This window comes from Maribacter vaceletii (assembly GCF_003634105.1).
In the GTDB taxonomy this organism is placed as follows: domain Bacteria; phylum Bacteroidota; class Bacteroidia; order Flavobacteriales; family Flavobacteriaceae; genus Maribacter_B; species Maribacter_B vaceletii.
In genome coordinates this window covers 1-21,964 of the sequence record NZ_RBIQ01000013.1, presented here as the reverse complement: position 1 = coordinate 21,964, position 21,964 = coordinate 1, and the positions used below count along the sequence as shown (strand labels likewise).

19 protein-coding genes are annotated in these 21,964 nt (G+C 33.0%); 8 read left to right on the top strand and 11 right to left on the bottom strand.

Annotated elements, in window-relative coordinates:
* The 3 genes from CLV91_RS16920 to CLV91_RS15730 all read left to right on the top strand — a co-directional run.
* Window positions 1-1,851 (top strand): Calx-beta domain-containing protein (locus CLV91_RS16920; RefSeq protein WP_170146774.1); only part of this gene is annotated, 1,851 nt, incomplete at its 5' end.
* Between the two features lie 283 nt (window positions 1,852-2,134).
* Complete coding sequence (locus CLV91_RS15735) at window positions 2,135-3,040, top strand: PorP/SprF family type IX secretion system membrane protein (protein WP_121069192.1); 906 nt, start codon at window positions 2,135-2,137, stop codon at window positions 3,038-3,040.
* 18 nt (window positions 3,041-3,058) lie between these two features.
* Complete coding sequence (locus tag CLV91_RS15730; RefSeq protein WP_121069191.1) at window positions 3,059-5,005, top strand: OmpA family protein; 1,947 nt, start codon at window positions 3,059-3,061, stop codon at window positions 5,003-5,005.
* 79 nt (window positions 5,006-5,084) lie between these two features.
* Here CLV91_RS15730 and CLV91_RS15725 read toward each other — a convergent pair whose 3' ends face one another.
* The 4 genes from CLV91_RS15725 to CLV91_RS15710 all read right to left on the bottom strand — a co-directional run bounded on the left by CLV91_RS15725 (window position 5,085) and on the right by CLV91_RS15710 (window position 7,435).
* Window positions 5,085-5,633 carry a ClpP family protease gene (locus CLV91_RS15725; RefSeq protein WP_121069190.1) on the bottom strand — a complete coding sequence of 183 codons (549 nt, stop codon included), beginning with the start codon at window positions 5,631-5,633 and terminating at the stop codon, window positions 5,085-5,087.
* A 133-nt stretch (window positions 5,634-5,766) separates the two neighbouring features.
* Window positions 5,767-6,588, bottom strand: a complete 822-nt coding sequence (locus CLV91_RS15720; protein WP_121069189.1) for a mechanosensitive ion channel family protein — start codon at window positions 6,586-6,588, stop codon at window positions 5,767-5,769.
* Window positions 6,589-6,613: 25 nt separating this feature from the next.
* Window positions 6,614-6,805 (bottom strand): hypothetical protein, encoded by a 192-nt coding sequence (locus CLV91_RS15715; RefSeq protein WP_121069188.1) that lies wholly within the window; start codon window positions 6,803-6,805, stop codon window positions 6,614-6,616.
* Window positions 6,806-7,435 carry an RNA polymerase sigma factor gene (locus tag CLV91_RS15710; RefSeq protein WP_245987202.1) on the bottom strand — a complete coding sequence of 210 codons (630 nt, stop codon included), beginning with the start codon at window positions 7,433-7,435 and terminating at the stop codon, window positions 6,806-6,808.
* A gap of 76 nt (window positions 7,436-7,511) precedes the next feature.
* Here CLV91_RS15710 and CLV91_RS15705 point away from each other — a divergent pair, with 76 nt between their 5' ends.
* Window positions 7,512-8,192 (top strand): hypothetical protein, encoded by a 681-nt coding sequence (locus tag CLV91_RS15705; RefSeq protein ID WP_121069187.1) that lies wholly within the window; start codon window positions 7,512-7,514, stop codon window positions 8,190-8,192.
* Here the strand turns inward: CLV91_RS15705 and kynU are convergent.
* Window positions 8,189-9,463, bottom strand: coding sequence for a kynureninase (gene kynU, locus CLV91_RS15700; RefSeq protein WP_121069186.1), 1,275 nt, complete (start codon window positions 9,461-9,463; stop codon window positions 8,189-8,191). The genes CLV91_RS15705 and kynU overlap by 4 nt on opposite strands.
* Window positions 9,464-9,617: 154 nt before the next feature.
* Between kynU and CLV91_RS15695 the strand changes: the two genes are divergently transcribed.
* Window positions 9,618-10,259, top strand: coding sequence for an O-methyltransferase (locus tag CLV91_RS15695; RefSeq protein ID WP_121069185.1), 642 nt, complete (start codon window positions 9,618-9,620; stop codon window positions 10,257-10,259).
* On the opposite strand, the gene CLV91_RS15690 is transcribed toward CLV91_RS15695, so the two are convergent.
* The 6 genes from CLV91_RS15690 to CLV91_RS15665 form a co-directional block, all read right to left on the bottom strand.
* Complete coding sequence (locus CLV91_RS15690) at window positions 10,225-10,797, bottom strand: phosphatase PAP2 family protein (protein WP_121069184.1); 573 nt, start codon at window positions 10,795-10,797, stop codon at window positions 10,225-10,227. The genes CLV91_RS15695 and CLV91_RS15690 overlap by 35 nt on opposite strands.
* Before the next feature lie 5 nt (window positions 10,798-10,802).
* Entirely contained in the window at window positions 10,803-11,084 is a 282-nt protein-coding gene (locus CLV91_RS15685) for a Sec-independent protein translocase subunit TatA/TatB (protein WP_121069183.1), read from the bottom strand.
* An 81-nt stretch (window positions 11,085-11,165) separates the two neighbouring features.
* Window positions 11,166-13,472 carry a M1 family metallopeptidase gene (locus CLV91_RS15680; protein ID WP_121069182.1) on the bottom strand — a complete coding sequence of 769 codons (2,307 nt, stop codon included), beginning with the start codon at window positions 13,470-13,472 and terminating at the stop codon, window positions 11,166-11,168.
* A gap of 65 nt (window positions 13,473-13,537) precedes the next feature.
* Window positions 13,538-14,038, bottom strand: a complete 501-nt coding sequence (locus CLV91_RS15675) for a DUF6702 family protein (RefSeq protein ID WP_121069181.1) — start codon at window positions 14,036-14,038, stop codon at window positions 13,538-13,540.
* A 59-nt stretch (window positions 14,039-14,097) separates the two neighbouring features.
* Entirely contained in the window at window positions 14,098-14,877 is a 780-nt protein-coding gene (locus tag CLV91_RS15670) for a carboxypeptidase-like regulatory domain-containing protein (protein WP_121069180.1), read from the bottom strand.
* On the bottom strand, window positions 14,864-15,604 hold the full coding sequence (locus CLV91_RS15665; RefSeq protein WP_121069179.1) for a carboxypeptidase-like regulatory domain-containing protein: 741 nt from the start codon (window positions 15,602-15,604) through the stop codon (window positions 14,864-14,866). Before CLV91_RS15665 ends, CLV91_RS15670 begins: the two co-directional genes overlap by 14 nt.
* Before the next feature lie 226 nt (window positions 15,605-15,830).
* Here CLV91_RS15665 and CLV91_RS15660 point away from each other — a divergent pair, with 226 nt between their 5' ends.
* The 3 genes from CLV91_RS15660 to CLV91_RS15650 all read left to right on the top strand — a co-directional run.
* The gene (locus tag CLV91_RS15660) at window positions 15,831-17,876 is read left to right on the top strand and encodes a hypothetical protein (RefSeq protein ID WP_121069178.1); all 2,046 of its coding nucleotides are present in this window, start codon (window positions 15,831-15,833) and stop codon (window positions 17,874-17,876) included.
* A 3-nt stretch (window positions 17,877-17,879) separates the two neighbouring features.
* Entirely contained in the window at window positions 17,880-19,040 is a 1,161-nt protein-coding gene (locus tag CLV91_RS15655) for a gliding motility-associated C-terminal domain-containing protein (protein ID WP_121069177.1), read from the top strand.
* A gap of 207 nt (window positions 19,041-19,247) precedes the next feature.
* On the top strand, window positions 19,248-21,964 hold a 2,717-nt coding region (locus CLV91_RS15650; protein ID WP_147406431.1), incomplete at its 3' end, for a beta strand repeat-containing protein.

Here is a 21,964-nt window from a genome sequence, read left to right as displayed (position 1 = left end):
ACTGCCGATGCTAGTGACTTTACAATGACTAATGGTACAATCAACTTTTCTAGCGGGAATACATCACAAACTATTCTTGTAGATGTCATTGAAGACCTAAACATCGAAGCAGATGAAAACTTTACCGTTGAACTTTCTAATATTTCTACAGCAAACGGATTTACTACCGGATTTGTAGACGGGAATACAACCAATACTAAAACTGGTACAATCATTAACGATGATACCAACCCAGGCGACGGAATTCAATTTACTCAAACAGAAGTAATTGTTACAGAAGGCACAGATGATTATGCTATCTTCAATGTTACCTTAACAGGAAATATTGGAGAGAACGTAACTGTAGATTATACTACTGCTATTGGAACTGCTATAAGTCCTAATGATTTTACAGAAACATCAGGAACATTAACTTTTGAACCAACAGTTAAATCGTTCGATATTCAAGTACCAATAATCGATGATATTTTAGTAGAAAATCAAGAACAATTTACAGTTGTACTTTCTAATATTGTTTCTAACATTGGTATTGAATTTGTAAATGGGCAACCTACAAATACAGCAAGAGGAACAATTAATGATAATGATAGTGATACAGATTTTCCAGAAGACCAAACGGTAAGTTGTGATGCTGTACCTACAATCCCTACAATTATACTAAATGCTAAGGATTGTGCTTACACTGTAGATGTTGTAGAAAACTTAACTGGTCATGATGATTCTTGCCCATCAGAATATACAATAACTAGAACTTGGACAGTAACCGATTGTGTTGGTAATGGTCGAACTCACACACAAACCATTACGGTAGAAGATACTACTGCACCAACTTTTGTAGAAACATTACCACAAAATATTACTGTTGCCTGTGATGCAGTTCCTGATGCAGAGTCTTTAACAATTGCAGATAATTGTGATGCTAATGCAACTGTAACATACACAGAAACAGCCACTAATGATAGAAACTGTTCTACAGGTTATGTAATAACTAGAGCTTGGACTGCAGTAGATTGTGCTGGTAATGATAATACACATACGCAAACTATTACTATAGAACCTACAGGTCCTATTACTGCAAGTAACTATAATCAAGAAATTACAATTACTTGTGGCGAGGATATTCCAGAAGTTCCAGCTCTAGAGTTTATGGGCGGTTGTGGAGATTTTGAAGTAGTATTTACAGAAGAAGAGCAATTCTCTACAGATACAGATGATTATATGATTGTAAGAACTTGGAATGTTACCGATTCTTGTGATAACATGGAAACATTTGAACAAATAATATTTGTAATGCAGCCCCAAGTAGAATTAATTTCTATTGATGTTTGCATTGAGGATCCTGAAATAGACTTAATAAACTATTTACCAGAAAGCTTTGATACCAATGGAGTATTTGAAATTAGAAGTGAAAATACTACCCTAAATGGAAGCTATTTTGACCCAATTAATTCTGAAGTAGGAGAATATATTATTTCTTACTCTTCTACAGATACTTCTTGTAAATTTTATGCAGAATATACTATAAATGTAAATGCAGATTGTGTTCCATGCGGTCTAAAAGATGTAATTATTTCTAAAGCAGTAACTGTTAACGGAGACGGAATTAATGACTTATTTACCATAACCGGAGTAGAAAATTGTGATTTTGATTTCCATGTAATGCTATTTAATAGATGGGGTAAAAAAGTTTTTGAATCTGAAAATTATGAGAATGACTGGGGAGGTTTTGCTCCAAACGGTTCTTTTGGAAAATCTGGAGTATTACCTGCAGGTACATACTATTATATAATCAATGTTACAAACAGAGAATTTAAACCAATTAATGGTTATATATATTTAGGAACAGAATAATCAATAACAATCACAGCTAAAAAAGGAGGACTAAGTTCCTCCTTTTTTAGTTAAATGCATTTACCAAACCCCGATAAAAAAGGGCTTAAATCGATAAATATCATTTTATATACAAAACTCTAATCTTTAAAAAAAAGCAGTTAAACGAAGTTTTAACATTCCATCGAATTTTAGATTTGGTTAGTCGGCTTTAATACTGGTTTATACTACAATTTTGTTGCTTTGTAGAGTATAAATGTAAAACCAATCTTACAATTTTTTAACAACCACTAACCTTTTTTATATGAAACTATCTAAAATATTATTTTTTGGATGTATTTTTTTAACAAGTCTTTTGTCAAAGGCGCAACAGTTACCTCAGTTTACGCAATATATGTACAATACTATATCGGTAAACCCTGCTTATGCGGGAAGCAGAGAAACATTAAATGTAACTGCTCTTCACAGAAACCAATGGGCTGGTTTAGAAGGTAACCCTAGAACAAATACTTTATCTATCCATACACCATTACGTGATGAGAGAATTGGCTTAGGACTTTCTTATATTAACGACCGTTTAGGAGATGAAAGTACAAACTATATTTACGGAGATTTTTCTTATTCTGTTTTATTAACCTCAGAAGTTAAAATGTCTTTTGGTTTAAAAGCTGGTTTTTCAAACTACACATTATCTAATCCAGATATTAGCGACCCATTCTTTAATGATAATTTTAATAGCTGGAATCCTAACTTTGGAGCAGGCGTTTTTGTAGGTAGTAATCGTTGGTATGCTGGAGTATCTTCTCCAAGAATATTAAACACCGATTTAAATGAAGGTGAATTTAAAGCTATAGAACGCAACAGTTATTATGCAATAGGTGGTTTGGTTTTAGATATGTCTGAAACACTTAAATTTAAACCTACTATTATTTCTAAGTTTACAAATGGCGCTCCTGCTACTTTTGATGTTACTGTTAATTTTTTATTTAATGAAAAATTTTGGATAGGAGCTTCATACCGTTTTAATGATGCATCGAATTTTGGAGCTATGATGGATTATCAGATTTCTAAAGATATACGAATTGGGTATGCATATGATTTACCAACCTCAACTATAAAACCTTATACAGGAGGAACTCATGAAATAATTCTTATTTATGAACTTGTTAAAAAAGTAATGGGACCTGTAAAATCCCCTAGATATTTCTAATCCTAAAAAGAAAAGATTATGAAAAACTTAAAAATTTGGAATCTACTAGCGTTTCTATTCCTGGCTATACAAATTTCTTCAGCACAATACGGAGCTCAAAAAAAGGGAGATTATTATTTTGGTCAATTCTCTTATATCAAGGCCATAAAAGAATATGAAAAAATGATTAAGGGAGACCTTAATACTAGTTATGCACACCAACAATTAGCAGAATGTTACCTTTTAATTAGAGACTACAAAAAAGCTATTCCGCATTTTGAAGCAATAATTAATGATGCGATGCTTCCTACAGATTATTATTTTAAATATGCAATGGCGCTTTACAGTGATGGACAACGAAAAGAATCCGAAAAATATTTAAAAAAATATAAAAAGTATAACAAGAACGATTCTAGAGTTAAACGTTTTTTAAAGGATGGAAATTTAGCATCTGTAGTATTTAATAGTAGACAACGTTATGATGTAGAACCAGTTTCTTTTAACTCTCCAGAAAGTGATTTTGGCACTTTCTCACATCAAGGAAATTTATATTTTGCATCTTCTAGGAAAACAGAAACGGAAAACAAAGTTTATGGTTGGAATGAAGAACCATGGTTAGACATTTTTCAAGTACAAGAAAACAACCCAATGTCTACCCCAAAAAAACTAAAAGGAACAATAAATACCAAGTTTCATGAAAGTTCTGTTGCTTTTTCTACAGATTATAAGAATGACACTATTATTTACTTTACCCGTAATAACTACTATGAGAAGAAAGAAGGTTATGGTGCTCTAAACGAAATAAATTTAAAAATCTATAGTGCTATAAAAGAAGATGGTGCTTGGAACGAAAATAGAAGTCTGCGAATAAATAGCGATTACTATTCTACTGGACACCCTACGGTTTCTCCAGATAGAAAGCGAATTTATTATACTTCTGATAAACCTGGAGGTTTTGGAGGTACAGATATTTATTATTCCATTATTCATGAACGTGGTGGTGTTGGTTCTCCAATTAATGCGGGTCCAACTGTAAATACAGAAGGCAATGAAATGTTTCCTTTTATAAATAAAGAAGGTAAATTATTTTTCTCTTCTGATGGGCATGTTGGTTTTGGGCAATTAGATGTTTTTTCTACCATAACGGATGAGGATGGTAAAATTGTAGATGTTATAAACCTAGGTACCCCAATGAATAGCTCTGCAGATGATTTTGGGTATTTTGGAGAAACAAATGGTATAACAGGATACGTAAGTTCTAACCGCGAGGGTGGTAAAGGTAGTGATGATATTTACAAATTTAAATTTACACCTGCTTTAGATATTGAAGGAGTGGTTACAGATGGTATAAATTTAAAACCTTTAGACAGTGTAAAAATTAGACTTTTTGACCAAAAAACAAGTACACTTGCAGCAGAAACAACTACTGATGAAAATGGATATTATAGATTACCTATAAACAGGAATACTAGTTATATGATTGAAGCTGTTCGTAGAACACACCCACATGAAAATGTATTTTTAAATACGCATACTGTAAGCCATAGCACAAAAATGATTCGTCAAGATATTGTTTTAGAGCCTATCCTGGATTTAAAATTACTGGCCAATTTAAATAAAATATATTTTGATTTTAATAAAAGTGACATAAGGCCTGATGCAGCCAAAGAACTGGATAAAGTGGTTAATGTAATGACCAATATGTATCCAGATATGATTATTAAATTAGAAGCCCATACAGATCCTGTTGGTAGTAATAGCTATAATGACCGTTTGTCTGAAAGTAGAGCTAAATCTACCTATGAATATTTAATTGCAAACGGTGTTCTAGAAGCGCATATTTTATCTTATAAGGGCTATGGCAAACGAAAATTAATAAACCATTGTACTAGTAAAAAAGATTGTTCTCCAGAAGAGTTAGAATTAAACAGAAGAACAGAATTCCCTATTATTCAAATAAAAAAAGGAGTTCTAGTATCAAAATGAGATACAACTCCTAATTAACCAACCAAAAAAGGTTCATCATTTCTGATGAACCTTTTTAATTTTCTTATTGTTTTTAGATTTACTCTAAAATACCATCTACAATACCATAAGCAATAGACTCCTCTGCTCCCATCCAATAATCTCTATCAAAATCTTTCATTACTCTATCATAATCTTGACCACAATTATCTGCTAAAATACGAGCACTTAATTCTTTAGTTTTAATAATTTCTTTAGCTTGTATTTCTATATTAGAAGCTTGCCCTCTTGCGCCACCACTTGGTTGGTGTATCATAACTTGCGCATGAGGTTGTATAAAACGTCTTCCTTTTTTTCCTACAGAAAGTAAGATAGAACCCATAGATGCTGCTAAACCAGTACATATTGTAGAAACAGGACTCTTTAAAGATTTAATTGTATCGTACATTGCAAAACCAGAAGTTACATAACCTCCCGGACTGTTTATGTACAATTGTATTTCTTTATTATTCTGCATATCTAAATACAATAATCTATCTATAACATGTTTTGCAGAATCATCATCAACCATACCCCATAGGAATACTTTGCGTTCTTCTAACATTTTTTCGTCTATAGCCTCTTGTATTTTTCCTTTTTTTGAACTCATCTTCTATTTAATTTATGCACAACAAAATTAATCAATTTATTGGGAATTTTATAGTTACCGTAACATTGTTATAACTTTGTCTAGGTCTATAGGTGTAACGCCCTTTTTTGGAGAATAATATATTAGTTTAATACTAATCCTCAACTTCAACAGTACTTTCTACAACTTTACGAATAGGTACTACTGTTTTTCCTTTTTTGGTTTTTAACACCATAGAAACATTATCTATTGCTTCTACGGTACCTTCTATATCTTTAAATTTTATTTTATCGCCAACTTCATAAATTCTACGACTATAAAAAGTTCGTAACAAATCTCCTACTACTTCTCTAGAACCTAACCCTAATGCTATAGCCACTGTAAGTAAAAAAGCTCCTAAAACAATAGTAAAATTACTTGTTACAATCGTTGTATCTATACCCGCTTGGTTTAAAGAAGTAACTAAAACAAAAATTAGTATTATATAATATATAATGTTACTAATTACTTTAGCCCCCCCTACTCCCATAGAGTCAAAAACACTGGTAATAGCTTTTTTTATAATTTTTGCGGCAAACATACCAATCATAAAAATTACCACAGCGCTCAAAAGTATTGGTAAGTAATGTAACAGGTTTGCTATTTCTATTGAGATAACGCTAAGACCTAAAACATCTGCAGCTACAATGGTAAATACTAAAAGTAAAATTCCTTTTACAAAGCCTAATATTACTTTTCCTAAATCTACTTCTACCTTACTATCATCCCCAAAGAGCTTTGCATCATTAACTTTTTTAGACAGCTTATCAATGTTAGCAATTTTTAATATTTTCTTTAAAACAATTTTTACGATTTTAATACAAATCCACCCAATTACTAAAACTATAACAGCGCCAATAATTCCTGGTAAGGCAGATACTATGTCTTTAACTATAGAGCTTAAAGAATCTGACATTAAATTTTCAAAAGTTTCCATACTGTATTTCTTAAAAGTATTTTGTTTAATTTTTATTCTTACTGTTTGTTTTTAAAAGCCCTTCTAACAAGGAAGAATAATTCCCCGTAAAGAGTGTTGCTAAGTCCATTAACAATTTGGCTCTTGCAACATCTGACATTACTTTTTGTCGTAACTCAGGAGGTACTTCTTTCAGTTCTCCTTGTATTTTTTTAAATGGATTATCTTGTTCTTTCATCTATGGTAATGTTTTATAGATTTCCACAATTTTTGCTTTTGCTCTTTTGAGGCGCATCTTAACCGCACTACTACTTAGCTCTAGTAATTCCTCTAGTTCTTTTATAGACACATTATCTTGGTATTTTAATAACAAGATAGATTTATCTTCTGGTGAAATTAACTCTAATGCCTTTTTTAATTTAACTACTTGTAAATCATACAAACTTTCATCTGTAACTTCTACAGAAATTACATTTTCATTGTCTTCTATAGTTCCTGAGTTATCACTTATTTTTCTTCCTCTATCACGGTTTACATAATTAACGCAAAAGTTATAGGTAAAGGAATATAACCAGGTCGAAAATTTAGATTTCCCTTTAAAAGAACTAAGCTTTACAAATAGCATTAAAAAAACATCTTGTGTTAAATCATTTGCTTCATCTTGGGACTTAGCAAAGCCATAACACTTATTATACACTAATTTGGCATACCTATCATACAAAGCGCCAAATAGCATAGAATCTTTTTTACTCACTATTTTTGCAACGAGCTCCTCATCCGAAATGTCTTTATACGGGTCATTTTTTGCCAATTTTGGGTTGAATTGGTTGCTTATGATTATAAGACACAGTTTTCTTAAGAAGGTCACTATAGTATCGTTTTAATAAAACAAAAATAGGTGAAACTTATCTTTATTAATACCTTTAATACAAAATGTGAGAAAAATGAAAGCAATTATTTATTCTATACCCCTATTTTTTATTCTTTTAACAGCTTGTAAAACAGACAAAAAAACAAAGCTATCTACAGATGAAAAAGAACAAACTATTCCCGAAAAGATTGCTTACGCTCATGGATTTGAAAATTGGAAACAGGTAAAAGAAATTGAATTTTCTTTTAATGTAGATAGAGACACGTCTCATTTTGAACGTAAATGGATTTGGAATACGCAAAAAAGTCAAGTTACTCGTATAGTAAAAAAAGATACTATTACCTATAACCGCAATAATTTAGATAGTGTTACAACAAAGGTTAATGGTGGGTTTATTAATGATAAATTTTGGTTATTAGCGCCTTTTAATCTTATCTGGGATTCTAAAAACTACACTTTTAATCATGCAATTAATATAGAGGCTCCTATTTCTAAAAATGCATGTCAAAAACTTACTATTATCTATGGTAATAAAGGTGGTTATACTCCCGGAGATGCTTATGATTTTTATTTTGGAGAAGACTACATAATAAAAGAATGGGTTTTTAGAAAAGGAAACCAAGAAGAAGCATCTATGGTAACTACATGGGAAGATTATTCTAAAGAGAATGGTTTACAAATTTCTAAAATGCATAAAAAAGCAGAAAGTGATTTTAAATTATATTTTACAGACTTAAAAGCTAAAATTTACTAGCTTGTAAGATGTATAATTCCTTCTTTTAATATCTGTCCAAAAGAGAAAACATCTTCATAAGAGCAATATAAAGGTGCTGGCGCAACACGTATTACATTGGGTTCTCTCCAGTCTAAAATAACCCCATTTTTCATTAAATAATCAAACAAAGGTCTTCCTTGCCCATGTAATAAAACAGAAAGTTGTGTTCCTCTATCTTCTGGAGTTATAATTTCAAAAGAACTAGTAACTTCCTTATCTACTTCTTGTAAAACAAACTCTAAATAAGAAACTATACGATTTCTTTTTGCTACAATTTTCTCCATACCTACAGCATTAAACAATTGTAAAGATGCTAAATAAGGTGCAACAGATAATACTGGAGGATTACTTAGCTGCCATGCATCTGCATTTTCCATAGGTTCAAACTCTGGTTTCATAAGAAAACGCGTTTCTTTTTTGGTTCCCCACCAACCTTCAAAACGAGGAATATCTGGATTATTTAAATGCTTTTCATTAATAAAAACACCGGAAGCATTTCCAGGGCCACTATTCATATATTTATAACTACACCAAGCTGCAAAATCTACATCCCAATCATGTAATTGCATTTCAATATTTCCTGCAGCATGAGCCAAATCCCAACCTACATTAGCACCAACACTTTTACCTGCTCGGGTAATTTCTTCCATATTAAAAACTTGTCCGTTATAGTAATTAACGCCACCAATAAGTACTAACGCAAGTTCCTCGCCAACTTCATTAATTTTTGCTACAACATCTTCTGTACGCCAAAAATTTTCGCCTTCTCTTTTCTTTACCTCTACTAATGCATCTTCTTCTGTAAAACCATGAAAACGAAGCTGACTTTGTAACATATATTGATCCGATGGAAATGCTTTTTCTTCACAAATAATCTTAAAACGTTTCTTAGTAGGGTTGTAAAAAGAAACCATTAATAAATGTAAGTTTACTGTTAGGGTATTCATCACAGAAACTTCATTAGTTTTTGCTCCAACAATTTTTGCTAAAGGCTCTGCTAAACGCTCATGATAGTCCCACCACGGCTTTTCTGCATAAAAATGCCCCTCTACAGCTAAGGAAGCCCAATCTTGCATTACATCATCTACATAACCTTTAGTTTGCTTTGGCTGTAAGCCTAAAGAATTTCCACATAAATAAATACTCTTTTTTCCATTAACCACTGGAAAATGAAAATCGTTTTGGTAGCTATGTAAAGTATCTTCTTTGTCTAATTGCTGTGCAAATTGTAATGTGTTCTGAAACTTCATTCCTAGATTTTTCTCAAAAATACAACATCAAAAAAGATAATTTTAACCCCAATTAAATTTCTCTTTCCTTTTAAAGGAAAAAATCATCTACTTAAATACATATAGCATTAGTAACTATCTTATCCTAAATACATATTTTTGCTAAAAAGTAAGTATGCATTTTTTATCGCCCTTATTAGAAGAATACATAAAAAACAACTCGGAAAAAGAGCCAGAAATTTTACAAAAACTTACTAGAGAAACGCATTTAAAAGTTATACAACCAAGAATGATTACTGGTCATTTTCAAGGTAGAGTTCTTAGTATGCTTTCTAAAATAATTTATCCCAAAAACATTTTAGAAATTGGCACCTATACAGGGTATTCTGCCTTATGTTTGGCAGAAGGTCTTTCTAAAAACGGAGCTTTACACACCATAGAAATTAATGATGAATTAGAAGAAATGCAACGCAGGTATTTTAACGAAAGTGGTTATGGGGCACAAATTACGCAACATATAGGAAATGCGCTGGAGGTTATTCCTAATTTAGATATAACTTTTGATTTGGTTTTTATTGATGCAAAAAAAACAGATTATCCACAGTATTTTGAAGCGGTATTAAAAAAAACAAAACCAGGCAGTGTAATTTTAACAGATAATGTTTTATGGTCTGGAAAAGTAGTAGAACCTCTAGACCCCAAAGATAAGGCTACAAAAATATTACTAGATTTTAATTTACAATTAAAAGAAGACCCTAGGGTAGAAACCGTCCTATTACCAATTAGGGATGGTTTAACTTTAAGTAGGGTACTATAATTTTTAAATACATTGCATAAAATAAAAATGCACTCAGCACACCAACTGCTGTACCAACAATTATGTCTAAAGGGTAATGAACCCCAACATATATTCTACTATACGCAAAAAGTAGTGGCCAAATAAAAAAGAGTAAAGCGCCTTTAAATCTTTTTCTCAAAAATAAATACAACAAGGTTGCTATGGAAGAAGAACTAGAGGAATGACCAGAGAAAAAACTATAGCTTCCTGGATTTTTTAATATTCTAATATATTCTTTAATTTCTGGAGTATTATTAGGTCGCAGTCTTTCTAAAGCATGTTTAACAACATCTGTAAACTGCGTAATAAAGATTGCCAATGCTACAACCGTTAAAACAACAAATAAAGCTTCTTTTTTAGGGTATTTTAAAGCTACAATTATAAAAAAAAGAATAAAGATTGGAATCCAATTTTGAATGGTAGTAACGGTAATCCAAAAAAAATCATAAGGAGTAGAACCTAAACTATTAAGGTAAACAAAAAGCTCTTGATCCCATTGTAATAGTTGTTCTAACATAGAAACTATTGCCTTTTAATAGTCCCAGTAACGTCACTTACATTTTTCTTTACCTCGTCTATTTCTTTTTTAATATCGTCTGTAAAGCTTGTATCTATGCCTTGCTTATCGGCACTATTTTTAATTTCTCTTTTAATATCGTCTGTAGCATCTCTTAATTGACGCATACCTTTACCTAACCCCTTAGCTATACCAGGAACTTTGTCTGCACCAAACACCATTACCACAATAAATAGGATAAAAAATATCTCGGCGCCACTAATAAATAAAAAATGTAATGCTAGCATACCACAAATATAATAAAGTTTATATAGCTACATAAAAAAAGCCCTGCTATTAACAGGGCTTTTGCAAAGGAAATATTTACACTATCCTTTTGTTTTATTTTTAAAATTATCAAAATCAGATTTTTCCTCTTTTTTAGGCCAAGAATTATTGCTTGTATCAATATCTGCAGTCTCTAATTTAGGGTCTACTACAATACCTTTTAGCTCGCTCATAGAAGAAATTACTAGTTTTACTTCTTTATCATTTTTTCTCCAAACTTCTGGAGGATATGTAATATTTTTTGTGGTACCATCTGCATAGGTATATTCTACAATTAATGGCATTGGAATACCTCCTGGCTTATTAAAAGTAACCTCATAAAAATATTTTGGTTCTTTAACTGCTGCACGTTCTGCTGCGGTCATATTATCCATCATAAATTCTTTTAAGCTTTTAGAATTTTCTGTTGGTGCTTTACCTTTTAACGCTGCATCAAAACCTTCTGCTTCTTCATCTGCTAAATATACTAATGGCGGTAAATCTGCTTCGGATATATTACGAGCTGCCATGTATTCTAGCATTTGCTTACTTGGCTTGTTACTAACATAATATTTTTTAATTCCTTTTACACCTATATCTACATAATCTGTAGTATAAAACCATCCTCTCCAGTACCAATCTAAATCTACCGCAGAAGCATCTTCCATAGTTCTAAAGAAATCTTCTGGTGTTGGGTGTTTAAATTTCCATCTTTCTGAATAGGTTTTAAAAGCATGATCAAAAAGCTCTCTTCCCATTACCGTTTCTCGTAATATATTTAAAGCTGTTGCTGGTTTTGCATAAGCATTTGGCCCTAATTGATATACGTTTTCTGGGTTACTCATTATTGGCGCAATTTTGCTCTGATCACCACTCATGTAAGGAACAATTTTTGCTGGTTCTCCTCTTCTAGATGGGTATTTTTTATTAGGAGCTATTGCTTCTGGATATATTTCTCCAAATTCTTGTTCTGCCATATACTGTAAAAAAGTGTCTAAACCTTCATCCATCCACCCCCATTGGCGTTCATCAGAATTAACAATCATTGGAAAAAAGTTGTGACCAACTTCATGAATAATTACACTTATCATCCCAAATTTTACTTGGTCTGCGTAGGTACCATCTTCATTTGGTCTACCATAGTTCCAACAAATCATTGGATACTCCATTCCCTGCTGCTTAGCATGTACCGATATTGCTTTTGGATAAGGATACTCTAAAGAGTGTTCCGAATAAGACTTTAATGCATGCGCAACAGCTTTTGTAGAATACTCTTCCCATAAAGGATTCCCTTCTTTAGGATACATAGAAACTGCCATTACATCTTTACTTCCAACTTTTACAGCTTGCATGTCCCAAATAAACTTACGAGAGGTTGCAAAACCATAATCACGCACATTTTTTGCTTTAAACTTCCATGTTTTTGTTGTTGTAGATTTTGTTTTTTCTGCAGCTTCTGCTTCTGCTTGTGTTACAATAATCACAGGCTTATCATACGATTTTTTTGCTTTTTCGTAACGCTTCATCATCTCTCTAGAGAAAACTTCTTTTCTATTTTGAAGGGTTCCTGTTGCATCTAAAATATGGTCTGCTGGCACGGTAATATTTACTTCATAATCTCCAAATGGTAATGCAAACTCTCCACTACCCCAGAATTGATGATTTTGCCATCCTTCTACATCATTATACACTGCCATTCTTGGAAAAAACTGTGCAATTACATAGGCTCTATTATCGTCTTTAGCAAAGTACTCAAAACCAGAACGTGCCCTGTTTATGGTATGGTCCGGTATATTATAATTCCACTTTATAGAAAATTCTATTTGATCTTTACTTTTTAATGGCGTAGGTATATTTATACGCATCATGGTTTGGTTAATGGTATAAGACAGCGCCTTACCAGACGCATCTTTTACATGCTCTATATTAAAACCACCATCAAAAGGCTGTGTTAAATACTTTCCTGCAAAAGAACCTGGTTGTTCTGCCAATGGCACTCCGCCACCATTACGTAAAGGAGACTTAGAATCTTTTGCTCTTACATTCTGATCTAACTGTACCCATAAATACTCTAAATTATCTGGAGAATTATTTATGTATGTAATAGTTTCTTCTCCATATATTTTAGCATTAGTATCATCTAATGTAATATGCATTATGTAGTTTGCCTGCTGTTGGTAATAATCTGGTCCTGGTGCTCCAGAAGCAGACCTGTAGGTGTTTGGAGTAGAAAACTCCTCATACAGTTGTTTAAATTTATTCTGGTTGGTGTGTCCAGATTCTCTTTCTTTAGTTCCTGTTTCTTGCGCAAAGCCAACTGCAACAAACAGGAAAAAAAGCGTTGCAAAGCAATACTTAATTCTATTCATAATTGTTAATCTATTTTATTTAGTCGCTGAAAATTAAAGTTTTTTTAACTATTTATTAAGAAATGTTAAAAGTTTAACATTCCTTTATTATTTTCTCTGGTAAGAATTACTGTTTTTTTATCGTCATTGATTTTAACGTGCACTATATTTTGTTGCTCTTCATATAAATCTATTAAAACTTCATTTTGTATTGCAATAGATTGTAGTTCTTTATTATTTACGTTTGGTATTTCTATATAACACAACATTAAATCGTCTTCATATTTTTTTCCTAGGAACTTACAAGAAGCTTTTTCACCATTAATAGTTACTGCAAATTTTAAATTAAAATATTTTTCTACATATTTTTCTGCCGCATCAGATTCTTTATCTGTAGCTAGGTTTGCTTGTAGATCATAACGTTCTTTTAAAAGTAACTCCATATCATCTACAAAAACCCTGCTAATAATTTGTATTGCTTGGTCTTTTTCTGAATAGGTTACATTCGTAACACTTATATAATATTTATGCACCATTGTAAATGCAAATAAAGGCAGTATACATAGTAATAATACTTTTTTATACATAGTTTTTATTGTTGTTTTAGGAATATATAGCTAGCAAGGTTTATGCCAAAAGTAACACATTAATCTAGGTAGTTATTTTTTCTATACGCTATACTCTTTTTACGTAAAAACTCCCATATTTTTAAATGGTCATGGGTATCTACTACCGAAGAAAAAGTGGTATCTACCTCACAAAAATACATAAAGTCAGCTATTTTCACCTCTGGAATTTTTAAATCCGATGTAATAAGAGAATCTGCATAAAAAGCTCTAACCCTTTGCGTTCTTTCGTATTTTTCATTTCGCTTAATTCTATTTTTAAGCATTTTAGTACGACCAGAAATACCGTTAATTATTGGGTTTAATGGAATTCCACCTCCTGTTGTTGCCTCAAACAATTCTCTTTCTGCTTTAGAAATAGGTTTAACATAAGCATTAGGTAGTTCTAAAGTAGATGCAGTGACTACTTCTTCTGTTTTTAAGGTATTTAAATCTTTAGAAATATCGCCAGATAAATTATATGGCATTACCACTACTTCATCTAACTGGGTTAAAGAATCTTCTAAAGGTATTTGTAATAAAGAACTTTGTAACATATCTGTGCTAACTACAATCTCTTTTCTCTTAAATTGTACGGCAGAAATTACCAAAGTATCATTTACAGTAGCTTTAATAGTAAAATAACCGTTAAGGTCTGTTATAGTAGCTCTTTGGGTGCTAATATTTTGCACATGAACTGCTGCTACATCTTCATTTTTACTTACCACTTTACCTTCTATTTCTTTAGAAAAAGGAGTTTGCGCTTCTGCCATAGAAGCCATACCTACTACTAGTATAAAAAGTAGTTTATTCTTTTGCATTAATTTCGGTTAGAAATGTTTTGCTGTGGTTTACTAAAGCATCAATAAGCTGAAACTCATTTTCTTTTTTAAGTAACGATTTTGCAGGCATACGCGCATCACAATAAAACAAAAACGCATTTATTTTATCTTGCGGTATTTGTAAATCAGACACAAAAAATTGGTCGTCATATACTTGTCTTAAAACTTGACTAACCTTTAATTTAGGCCCTTCTTCTTCCTTATTTTCACTGGAAGATTTAAACATTGCTCTAAATATATTCACAAAATTAAGTCCGTCTTTTAAGCCTCTTTCACTTTGCGATATTGCTACATTTTCTACCTCTGTAGTACGGTCTGTTTCGTATTCTATTTCTTTAAATTTCTCGTTTTTCATAGCTAAAAAACGCTCTTGGTCTTCTGGAGTAACTACCACCTCTTCTAACTCGGTTACCTTTTCATTTACTTCTACTACCAGTCTATTATTTTTTAATATTTCTGTAGTAATACGCACTACTTTTAATTGGTAATTAACTGCTGTAAAAACTAGCTCGTCCCCTTCTTTTACTTTAATAGCAAACTCTCCATTTGTATTGGTTATTGTAGCCATTTCAGAAGTAGAATTAATAACATTCTCATTAGGCACACTAATATCTCTATACAATACCTTTCCTCTTAAAAGGCTTCTATCTTCCTGAGCATAAGATACTATAGAAATAAAAAAAGCCAATATCAGTACATTTTTCATATGGTTATTTTAGGATTTATAAAGAAACTACTTGTTGTTGGTTAAAAAAAACTAGAGTAACTAAACTTTTGTTAATTTCAAGCCACCTTTTAAACACCGTTTATCGTATATGTTCTTCACTTAATCTTAAAGCTATAAAATTTTACTATTTATTAGTGTACTAATAGGTATATAATTTTATTTTTGTTAGCTACTCTATTTGCAATAGCGTATAAATGAGAACCTTATGAAATTAATAATAACGACATTATTTTTTAGCTTCTGTTTTTGCCTTTCCACTTATGGCCAAATAAAAATTGGCGATAATCCGCAAACTATAGATGCCTCTTCTGTATTAGAGTTAGAAAGTACCTCGCATGTTTTAGTAATAACTAGAGTTACTACTGCCCAGATGAATGCTATTACACCAAGCCCTGGTGGTATGGTGTATAATATTGATGAAGAATGTATACACTACTATACAGGAACCATATGGATTAACCTTTGTGAAGCTGGTGGTATTAGTAACCTAACCACAGACCCCTTGGTAAATGACTTTAGAACTATTGTTATTACCCCACAAGGCGATATAAACCATATAGAAGTTGGTATTATTCGCGGAGAACAGTTAGCTGATAACTCTATAGACACTAGCAAACTAGCAGAGAACTCTGTTACTGCGAACGAACTTAGTGATAACGCTGTAGGTACAAATGAACTACTAGACAATTCTATAGAACCTGTAGATTTTGCAAACACTGATCCAGACCAAGTACTTACTACAGATGAAAATGGTATTGTACTCTGGGCAAATGCAACAAGTTTAACCAATGTTAATACTGATGCTACTATTACAGGAAATGGCTCTGTTGCTAGCCCTTTGGCAGTATCTGGAACTGTAACTGCTGCAATACAAGCAAATACTACTGCAAATACGAATGATACCGATGGCGATGAGAATAATGAAATACAACAATTAAGTATAAACCCAGCAGGCACTAGAATATCTCTTACTAATGGTGGTTCAGTAAATTTACCTCCTGGTACTGTAAACACGGATAGCCAAACACTAAGTATTACAGCAAATACCTTGGCTATTACTGGAGGTAATAGTGTACCACTAACGCCTTATTTAGATAATACGGATGAACAAAATTTAACCCGAACAGGAAATACTATAAATATTACTGGTGGTACTGGTGTAGATTTATCACCTATACTCACTAGTGGTGCCGATGGCTCTGAAACTATTATTGATGCCATAAACTCTACCGTGGGAGTAGCCGGAACTGGGACTACTGCTAATCCATATATTTTAACTGCCACTGCTGGGGATGGCTCTGAAACTATTATTGATGCCGCAAACTCTACCGTGGGAGTAGCCGGAACTGGGACTACTGCCAATCCATATATTTTAACTGCCACTGCTGGGGATGGCTCTGAAACTATTATTGATGCCGCAAACTCTACCGTGGGAGTAGCCGGAACTGGGACTACTGCTAATCCATATATTTTAACTGCCACTGCTGGGGATGGCTCTGAAACTATTATTGATGCCGCAAACTCTACCGTGGGAGTAGCCGGAACTGGGACTACTACTAATCCATATATTTTAACTGCCACTGCTGGGGATGGCTCTGAAACTATTATTGATGCTCTAAATTCTACTATAGATGTAACTGGAGATGGAACTTCATTAAATCCTTATACCCTAACAACAACTACAATTACTAATAATATTTCACTTTTACAAACAGAACAAATAACTCAAAACAATGCTATTGCTTTAAATACAGCTAAAGTTGGAATATCTCTTAATAGTATTACGAATGCAGATATTAACCTTACTGCTAGTATTGATGGCACGAAAATAAATCCAAATTTTGGAGGTCAAGATATTGCTACAACTGGAGGATTAAGTGTTGGTGATAATATTCTTCTTAATGGAAATTTAGTCGTTCCTGATTACGTTTTTCAAAAGTATTTCAATGACTTTTCTCCTCTTAATCCTTCATACACATTCAATGATTTAACTATTATTGAAAATTTCATAAAAGAAAACCACCATTTACCAGGTATTAAATCTGCAAAAGAAATTAAAGAACAAGGTTTTTGGAATCTAGGTGAGGCCTCACAAATTAACCTTGAAAAAATAGAAGAATTATTCCTTCATACTATAGAACAAGAAAAGAAAATTAAGGCTTTAGAAAAGGATAAAAATAATTTATCTAAAGAGCTTAATTCTCTTAAAAAAGAAATAGAGCTTATTAAAGAAATGCTTTCAAATAAATAAAACTTGAAAAAACTACTTTACATATTTATATTAATTTTCACTATTTCTATACAAGCACAAACTGCCTTGTTTAATAATGGATCTATACAAATACATGACCAAGGGCAACTAGGGTTTCATACCAATTTTATTAATAATGCTCCTTTTGATGGTAACCTTGGATTAGCAGGCTTTTACGGTACTTATACAATTACTATTGCAGGTGCTTTTGTACCCCAATTTTATGACACAGAAATAGCTAATGAAGATGGCGTATTATTAAGTCTAAACATAGACAACACTAATAATACCAACTTTATTGTTGGCGATTTTAGAACCATTAAAACACAATCTACCTCCTATTTAAACTTTTTAACCAATGCTGCTTATGTAGGCTCTAGTAACTTTTCTAAAGTAGATGGGTATGTGGCAATTACCAACCAACAAAATTTTACGTTTCCTGTAGGAGATAGTGAAGAACTTAGGCCTTTAATTTTAAATTCTTCTAATGTAAATTCTCTTGCAAAATGTGCCTATTTCAGAGAAAACCCAGATAATCCAAGTTCTCTTAATACGCAATTTAACACCCAACAAAAGCCCGTAAATATAAAATCTATAAGTACTAGAGAGTTTTGGAGATTAGAAGGGAATATAAATTCTACAGTAAGTATAAGCTGGAATCAAAATAGCCAACTAGACTTACTCACCGATGATGTAAACAGCATTGTACTAGTAGGTTGGAACAAAACCATTAGACAATGGATAAATTTAAAAGCAACCAATACAGCAGGAGATTTAACACAAGGTTTTGTAACATCAGACACTTTTAACCCAGACAATTACGAAATTATAACTTTTGCTAGTGTAACCAATCCAGACGATCTAGCCTCTAATATTCTAACCCTAGAAAACTACCTAATAACCCCAAACGGTGATGGTAATAATGATACCTTAGTAATACCGGAATTAGAGTTATCTCCAAACAATACTATTAGAATATATGACCGTTATGGTCTAAAAGTCTATGAAGATGTTAATTATACTAATAATTTTAATGGGTTTTCTAATGTAAACTCCACAGTTTTTGGCAAAGAAAAAGGGCTACCTATTGGGGTTTATTTTTATATAATAACCATGCAAGATTTACAAATGGATTTTCAGGGTTTTATGTATTTAGCACGTTAAAAAAATAATTTTCTTCACTTTCCCAAACACTTGGCAAGTCCTACACTTGCATATTTTATCGATTAAAAGCATTTTATATGTAAGATTTTTCTTTATAATTTGTTCTTCACAACATTTTTAAAGTGCTACACAACATTTTAATGGTTAGCCTTAGTATACGTGGTAATTTTACTAGCAATTATGTATTGCAATAAAAAACACAGAACCATGTATTTTAAAAGAATAAGTTTTCTATTCTTTCTAATCGGAATTCAATTTGCTACTTCTCAAGTAAAAATTGGAGAACAACCTGATACTATAGACCCATCTTCTATTGTAGAATTAGAAAGTACAAATAAAGCACTAGTACTAACTAGATTATCTAATACACAAATGCAAAGCATTTCTCCTTTGCGCGGTGCATTAGTTTATAATACCGATACACAATGTATTCATTATTATGATGGCACACAATGGAGCAATCTTTGTTCTGCCAGTGGAGGTGTAAACCAAAATTTAAGCTTTAATAATAGCACCAATATTCTATCCTTAGAAAATGGCGGTTCTGTAGATTTATCTAAATTTTTAAGTTCTTCTGTTACCCAAGCAGAAATAGAAGCTTTAGGTTTTGAGATTGGTCCGCATACTGTAGATACAGATACTCAATTATCAGAAGCAGATGTAGATGCTTATGTTGCTAATAATGGTTATTTAACTACGGAAGCAGATGGCGATGCTACCAATGAATACAATACAGGAATTTCTTTTGACGGCACTTACTTAATTGTAACAGATGGTGGCGGAAATCAGTCTATAGATATAAGCGCTTTGGCCTATGACGATACTGCCATACAAAATAGCGTTACTGCGGTTCAAGATGATGTGGACCAAAATGAATTAGATGCGGATAATGCTATTGCTCTTGTGCAAACAAACCTAGATACACATGTTGCTGCGGATAATGACTTAGACGATACTAACGAAACAAACACAGGTTTTGCTTCTGCTGTAAACACCTTAACAATCACAGATTCTGATGGAGCTTTAACAGCGCCAATTGTAAATACGAATACACTCGCTATTGCTAGTGGTGAAATTACTTCTACTATTAACGGTGTAGCTTCTGCGCCTGTAACTCTACCAGTTGCAGATGGTACGGAAACAATACTTAATGATGGGACGAATACAATAGTTTCAGGAGATGGTTCTACGGCTACTCCATATACTATTGCTGTACCAAACAACTTAGATAATAGTGTAACCAACGAAACAAACACAGCGTTTGCTTCTGCTGTAAACACCTTAACGATTACTGATCCTGATGGAGCTTTAACAGCGCCAATTGTAAATACGAATGCACTCGCTATTGCTAGTGGTGAAATTACTTCTACTATTAACGGTGTAGCTTCTGCTCCTGTAACTCTACCAGTTGCGGATGGTACAGAAACAATACTTAATGATGGGACGAATACAATAGTTTCAGGAGATGGTTCTACGGCTACTCCATATACTATTGCTGTACCAAACAACTTAGATAATAGTGTAACCAACGAAACAAACACAGGTTTTGCTTCTACTGTAAACACCTTAACAATCACAGATTCTGATGGAGCTTTAACAGCGCCAATTGTAAATACGAATACACTCGCTATTGCTAGTGGTGAAATTACTTCTACTATTAACGGTGTAGCTTCTGCGCCTGTAACTCTACCAGTTGCAGATGGTACGGAAACAATACTTAATGATGGGACGAATACAATAGTTTCAGGAGATGGTTCTACGGCTACTCCATATACTATTGCTGTACCAAACAACTTAGATAATAGTGTAACCAACGAAACAAACACAGCGTTTGCTTCTGCTGTAAACACCTTAACGATTACTGATCCCGATGGAGCTTTAACAGCGCCAATTGTAAATACGAATACACTCGCTATTGCTAGTGGTGAAATTACTTCTACTATTAACGGTGTAGCTTCTGCGCCTGTAACTCTACCAGTTGCAGATGGTACGGAAACAATACTTAATGATGGGACGAATACAATAGTTTCAGGTGATGGCTCTACGGCTACTCCATATTCTATTGCGGTTCCTGACAACTTAGATAATAGTGTAACTAACGAAACAAACACAGCTTTTGGTTCTGCTGTAAACACCTTAACGATTACTGATTCTGATGGAGCTTTAACAGCGCCAATTGTAAATACGAATGCACTCAACATTGCTAGTGGTGAAATTACCTCTACTATAAACGGTGTAGCTTCTGCGCCTGTAACGCTACCTGTTGCAGATGGTACGGAAACAATACTTAATGATGGGACGAATACAATAGTTTCAGGTGATGGTTCTACGGCTACTCCATATACTATTGCTGTACCAAACAACTTAGATAATAGTGTAACCAACGAAACAAACACAGCGTTTGCTTCTGCTGTAAACACCTTAACGATTACTGATCCTGATGGAGCTTTAACAGCGCCAATTGTAAATACGAATGCACTCAACATTGCTAGTGGTGAAATTACTTCTACTATTAACGGTGTAGCTTCTGCTCCTGTAACGCTGCCTGTTGCAGATGGTACGGAAACGGAAGTAACTGGTGCAGGGATTAACGTTGTAACAGGTGATGGTTCTGCTGCTACTCCTTATGTAGTTACCGCTACAGAAGTAGATGGCTCTGTAACTAACGAAACAAACACAGCGTTTGCTTCTGCTGTAAATACGTTAACAATCACAGATTCTGATGGAGCTTTAACAGCACCGATTGTAAATACGAATACACTCGCTATTGCTAGTGGTGAAATTACCTCTACTATTAACGGTGTAGCTTCTGCGCCTGTAACGCTGCCAGTTGCAGATGGTACGGAAACAATACTTAATGATGGGACGAATACAATAGTTTCAGGTGATGGCTCTATAGCTACTCCATATTCTATTGCGGTTCC

What these genes read in the sequence shown, in the direction of transcription:
- CLV91_RS15705 (WP_121069187.1), top strand. Translation starts at nt 7,512, where the DNA reads ATGAAAGCAATTATTTATTCTATACCCCTATTTTTTATTCTTTTAACA.
- CLV91_RS15670 (WP_121069180.1), bottom strand. Translation starts at nt 14,877, where the DNA reads ATGCAAAAGAATAAACTACTTTTTATACTAGTAGTAGGTATGGCTTCT.
- CLV91_RS15680 (WP_121069182.1), bottom strand. Translation starts at nt 13,472, where the DNA reads ATGAATAGAATTAAGTATTGCTTTGCAACGCTTTTTTTCCTGTTTGTT.
- CLV91_RS15695 (WP_121069185.1), top strand. Translation starts at nt 9,618, where the DNA reads ATGCATTTTTTATCGCCCTTATTAGAAGAATACATAAAAAACAACTCG.
- CLV91_RS15685 (WP_121069183.1), bottom strand. Translation starts at nt 11,084, where the DNA reads ATGCTAGCATTACATTTTTTATTTATTAGTGGCGCCGAGATATTTTTT.
- kynU (WP_121069186.1), bottom strand. Translation starts at nt 9,463, where the DNA reads ATGAAGTTTCAGAACACATTACAATTTGCACAGCAATTAGACAAAGAA.
- CLV91_RS15675 (WP_121069181.1), bottom strand. Translation starts at nt 14,038, where the DNA reads ATGTATAAAAAAGTATTATTACTATGTATACTGCCTTTATTTGCATTT.
- CLV91_RS15690 (WP_121069184.1), bottom strand. Translation starts at nt 10,797, where the DNA reads ATGTTAGAACAACTATTACAATGGGATCAAGAGCTTTTTGTTTACCTT.
- CLV91_RS15725 (WP_121069190.1), bottom strand. Translation starts at nt 5,633, where the DNA reads ATGAGTTCAAAAAAAGGAAAAATACAAGAGGCTATAGACGAAAAAATG.
- CLV91_RS15730 (WP_121069191.1), top strand. Translation starts at nt 3,059, where the DNA reads ATGAAAAACTTAAAAATTTGGAATCTACTAGCGTTTCTATTCCTGGCT.
- CLV91_RS15665 (WP_121069179.1), bottom strand. Translation starts at nt 15,604, where the DNA reads ATGAAAAATGTACTGATATTGGCTTTTTTTATTTCTATAGTATCTTAT.
- CLV91_RS15735 (WP_121069192.1), top strand. Translation starts at nt 2,135, where the DNA reads ATGAAACTATCTAAAATATTATTTTTTGGATGTATTTTTTTAACAAGT.
- CLV91_RS15715 (WP_121069188.1), bottom strand. Translation starts at nt 6,805, where the DNA reads ATGAAAGAACAAGATAATCCATTTAAAAAAATACAAGGAGAACTGAAA.
- CLV91_RS15660 (WP_121069178.1), top strand. Translation starts at nt 15,831, where the DNA reads ATGAAATTAATAATAACGACATTATTTTTTAGCTTCTGTTTTTGCCTT.
- CLV91_RS15720 (WP_121069189.1), bottom strand. Translation starts at nt 6,588, where the DNA reads ATGGAAACTTTTGAAAATTTAATGTCAGATTCTTTAAGCTCTATAGTT.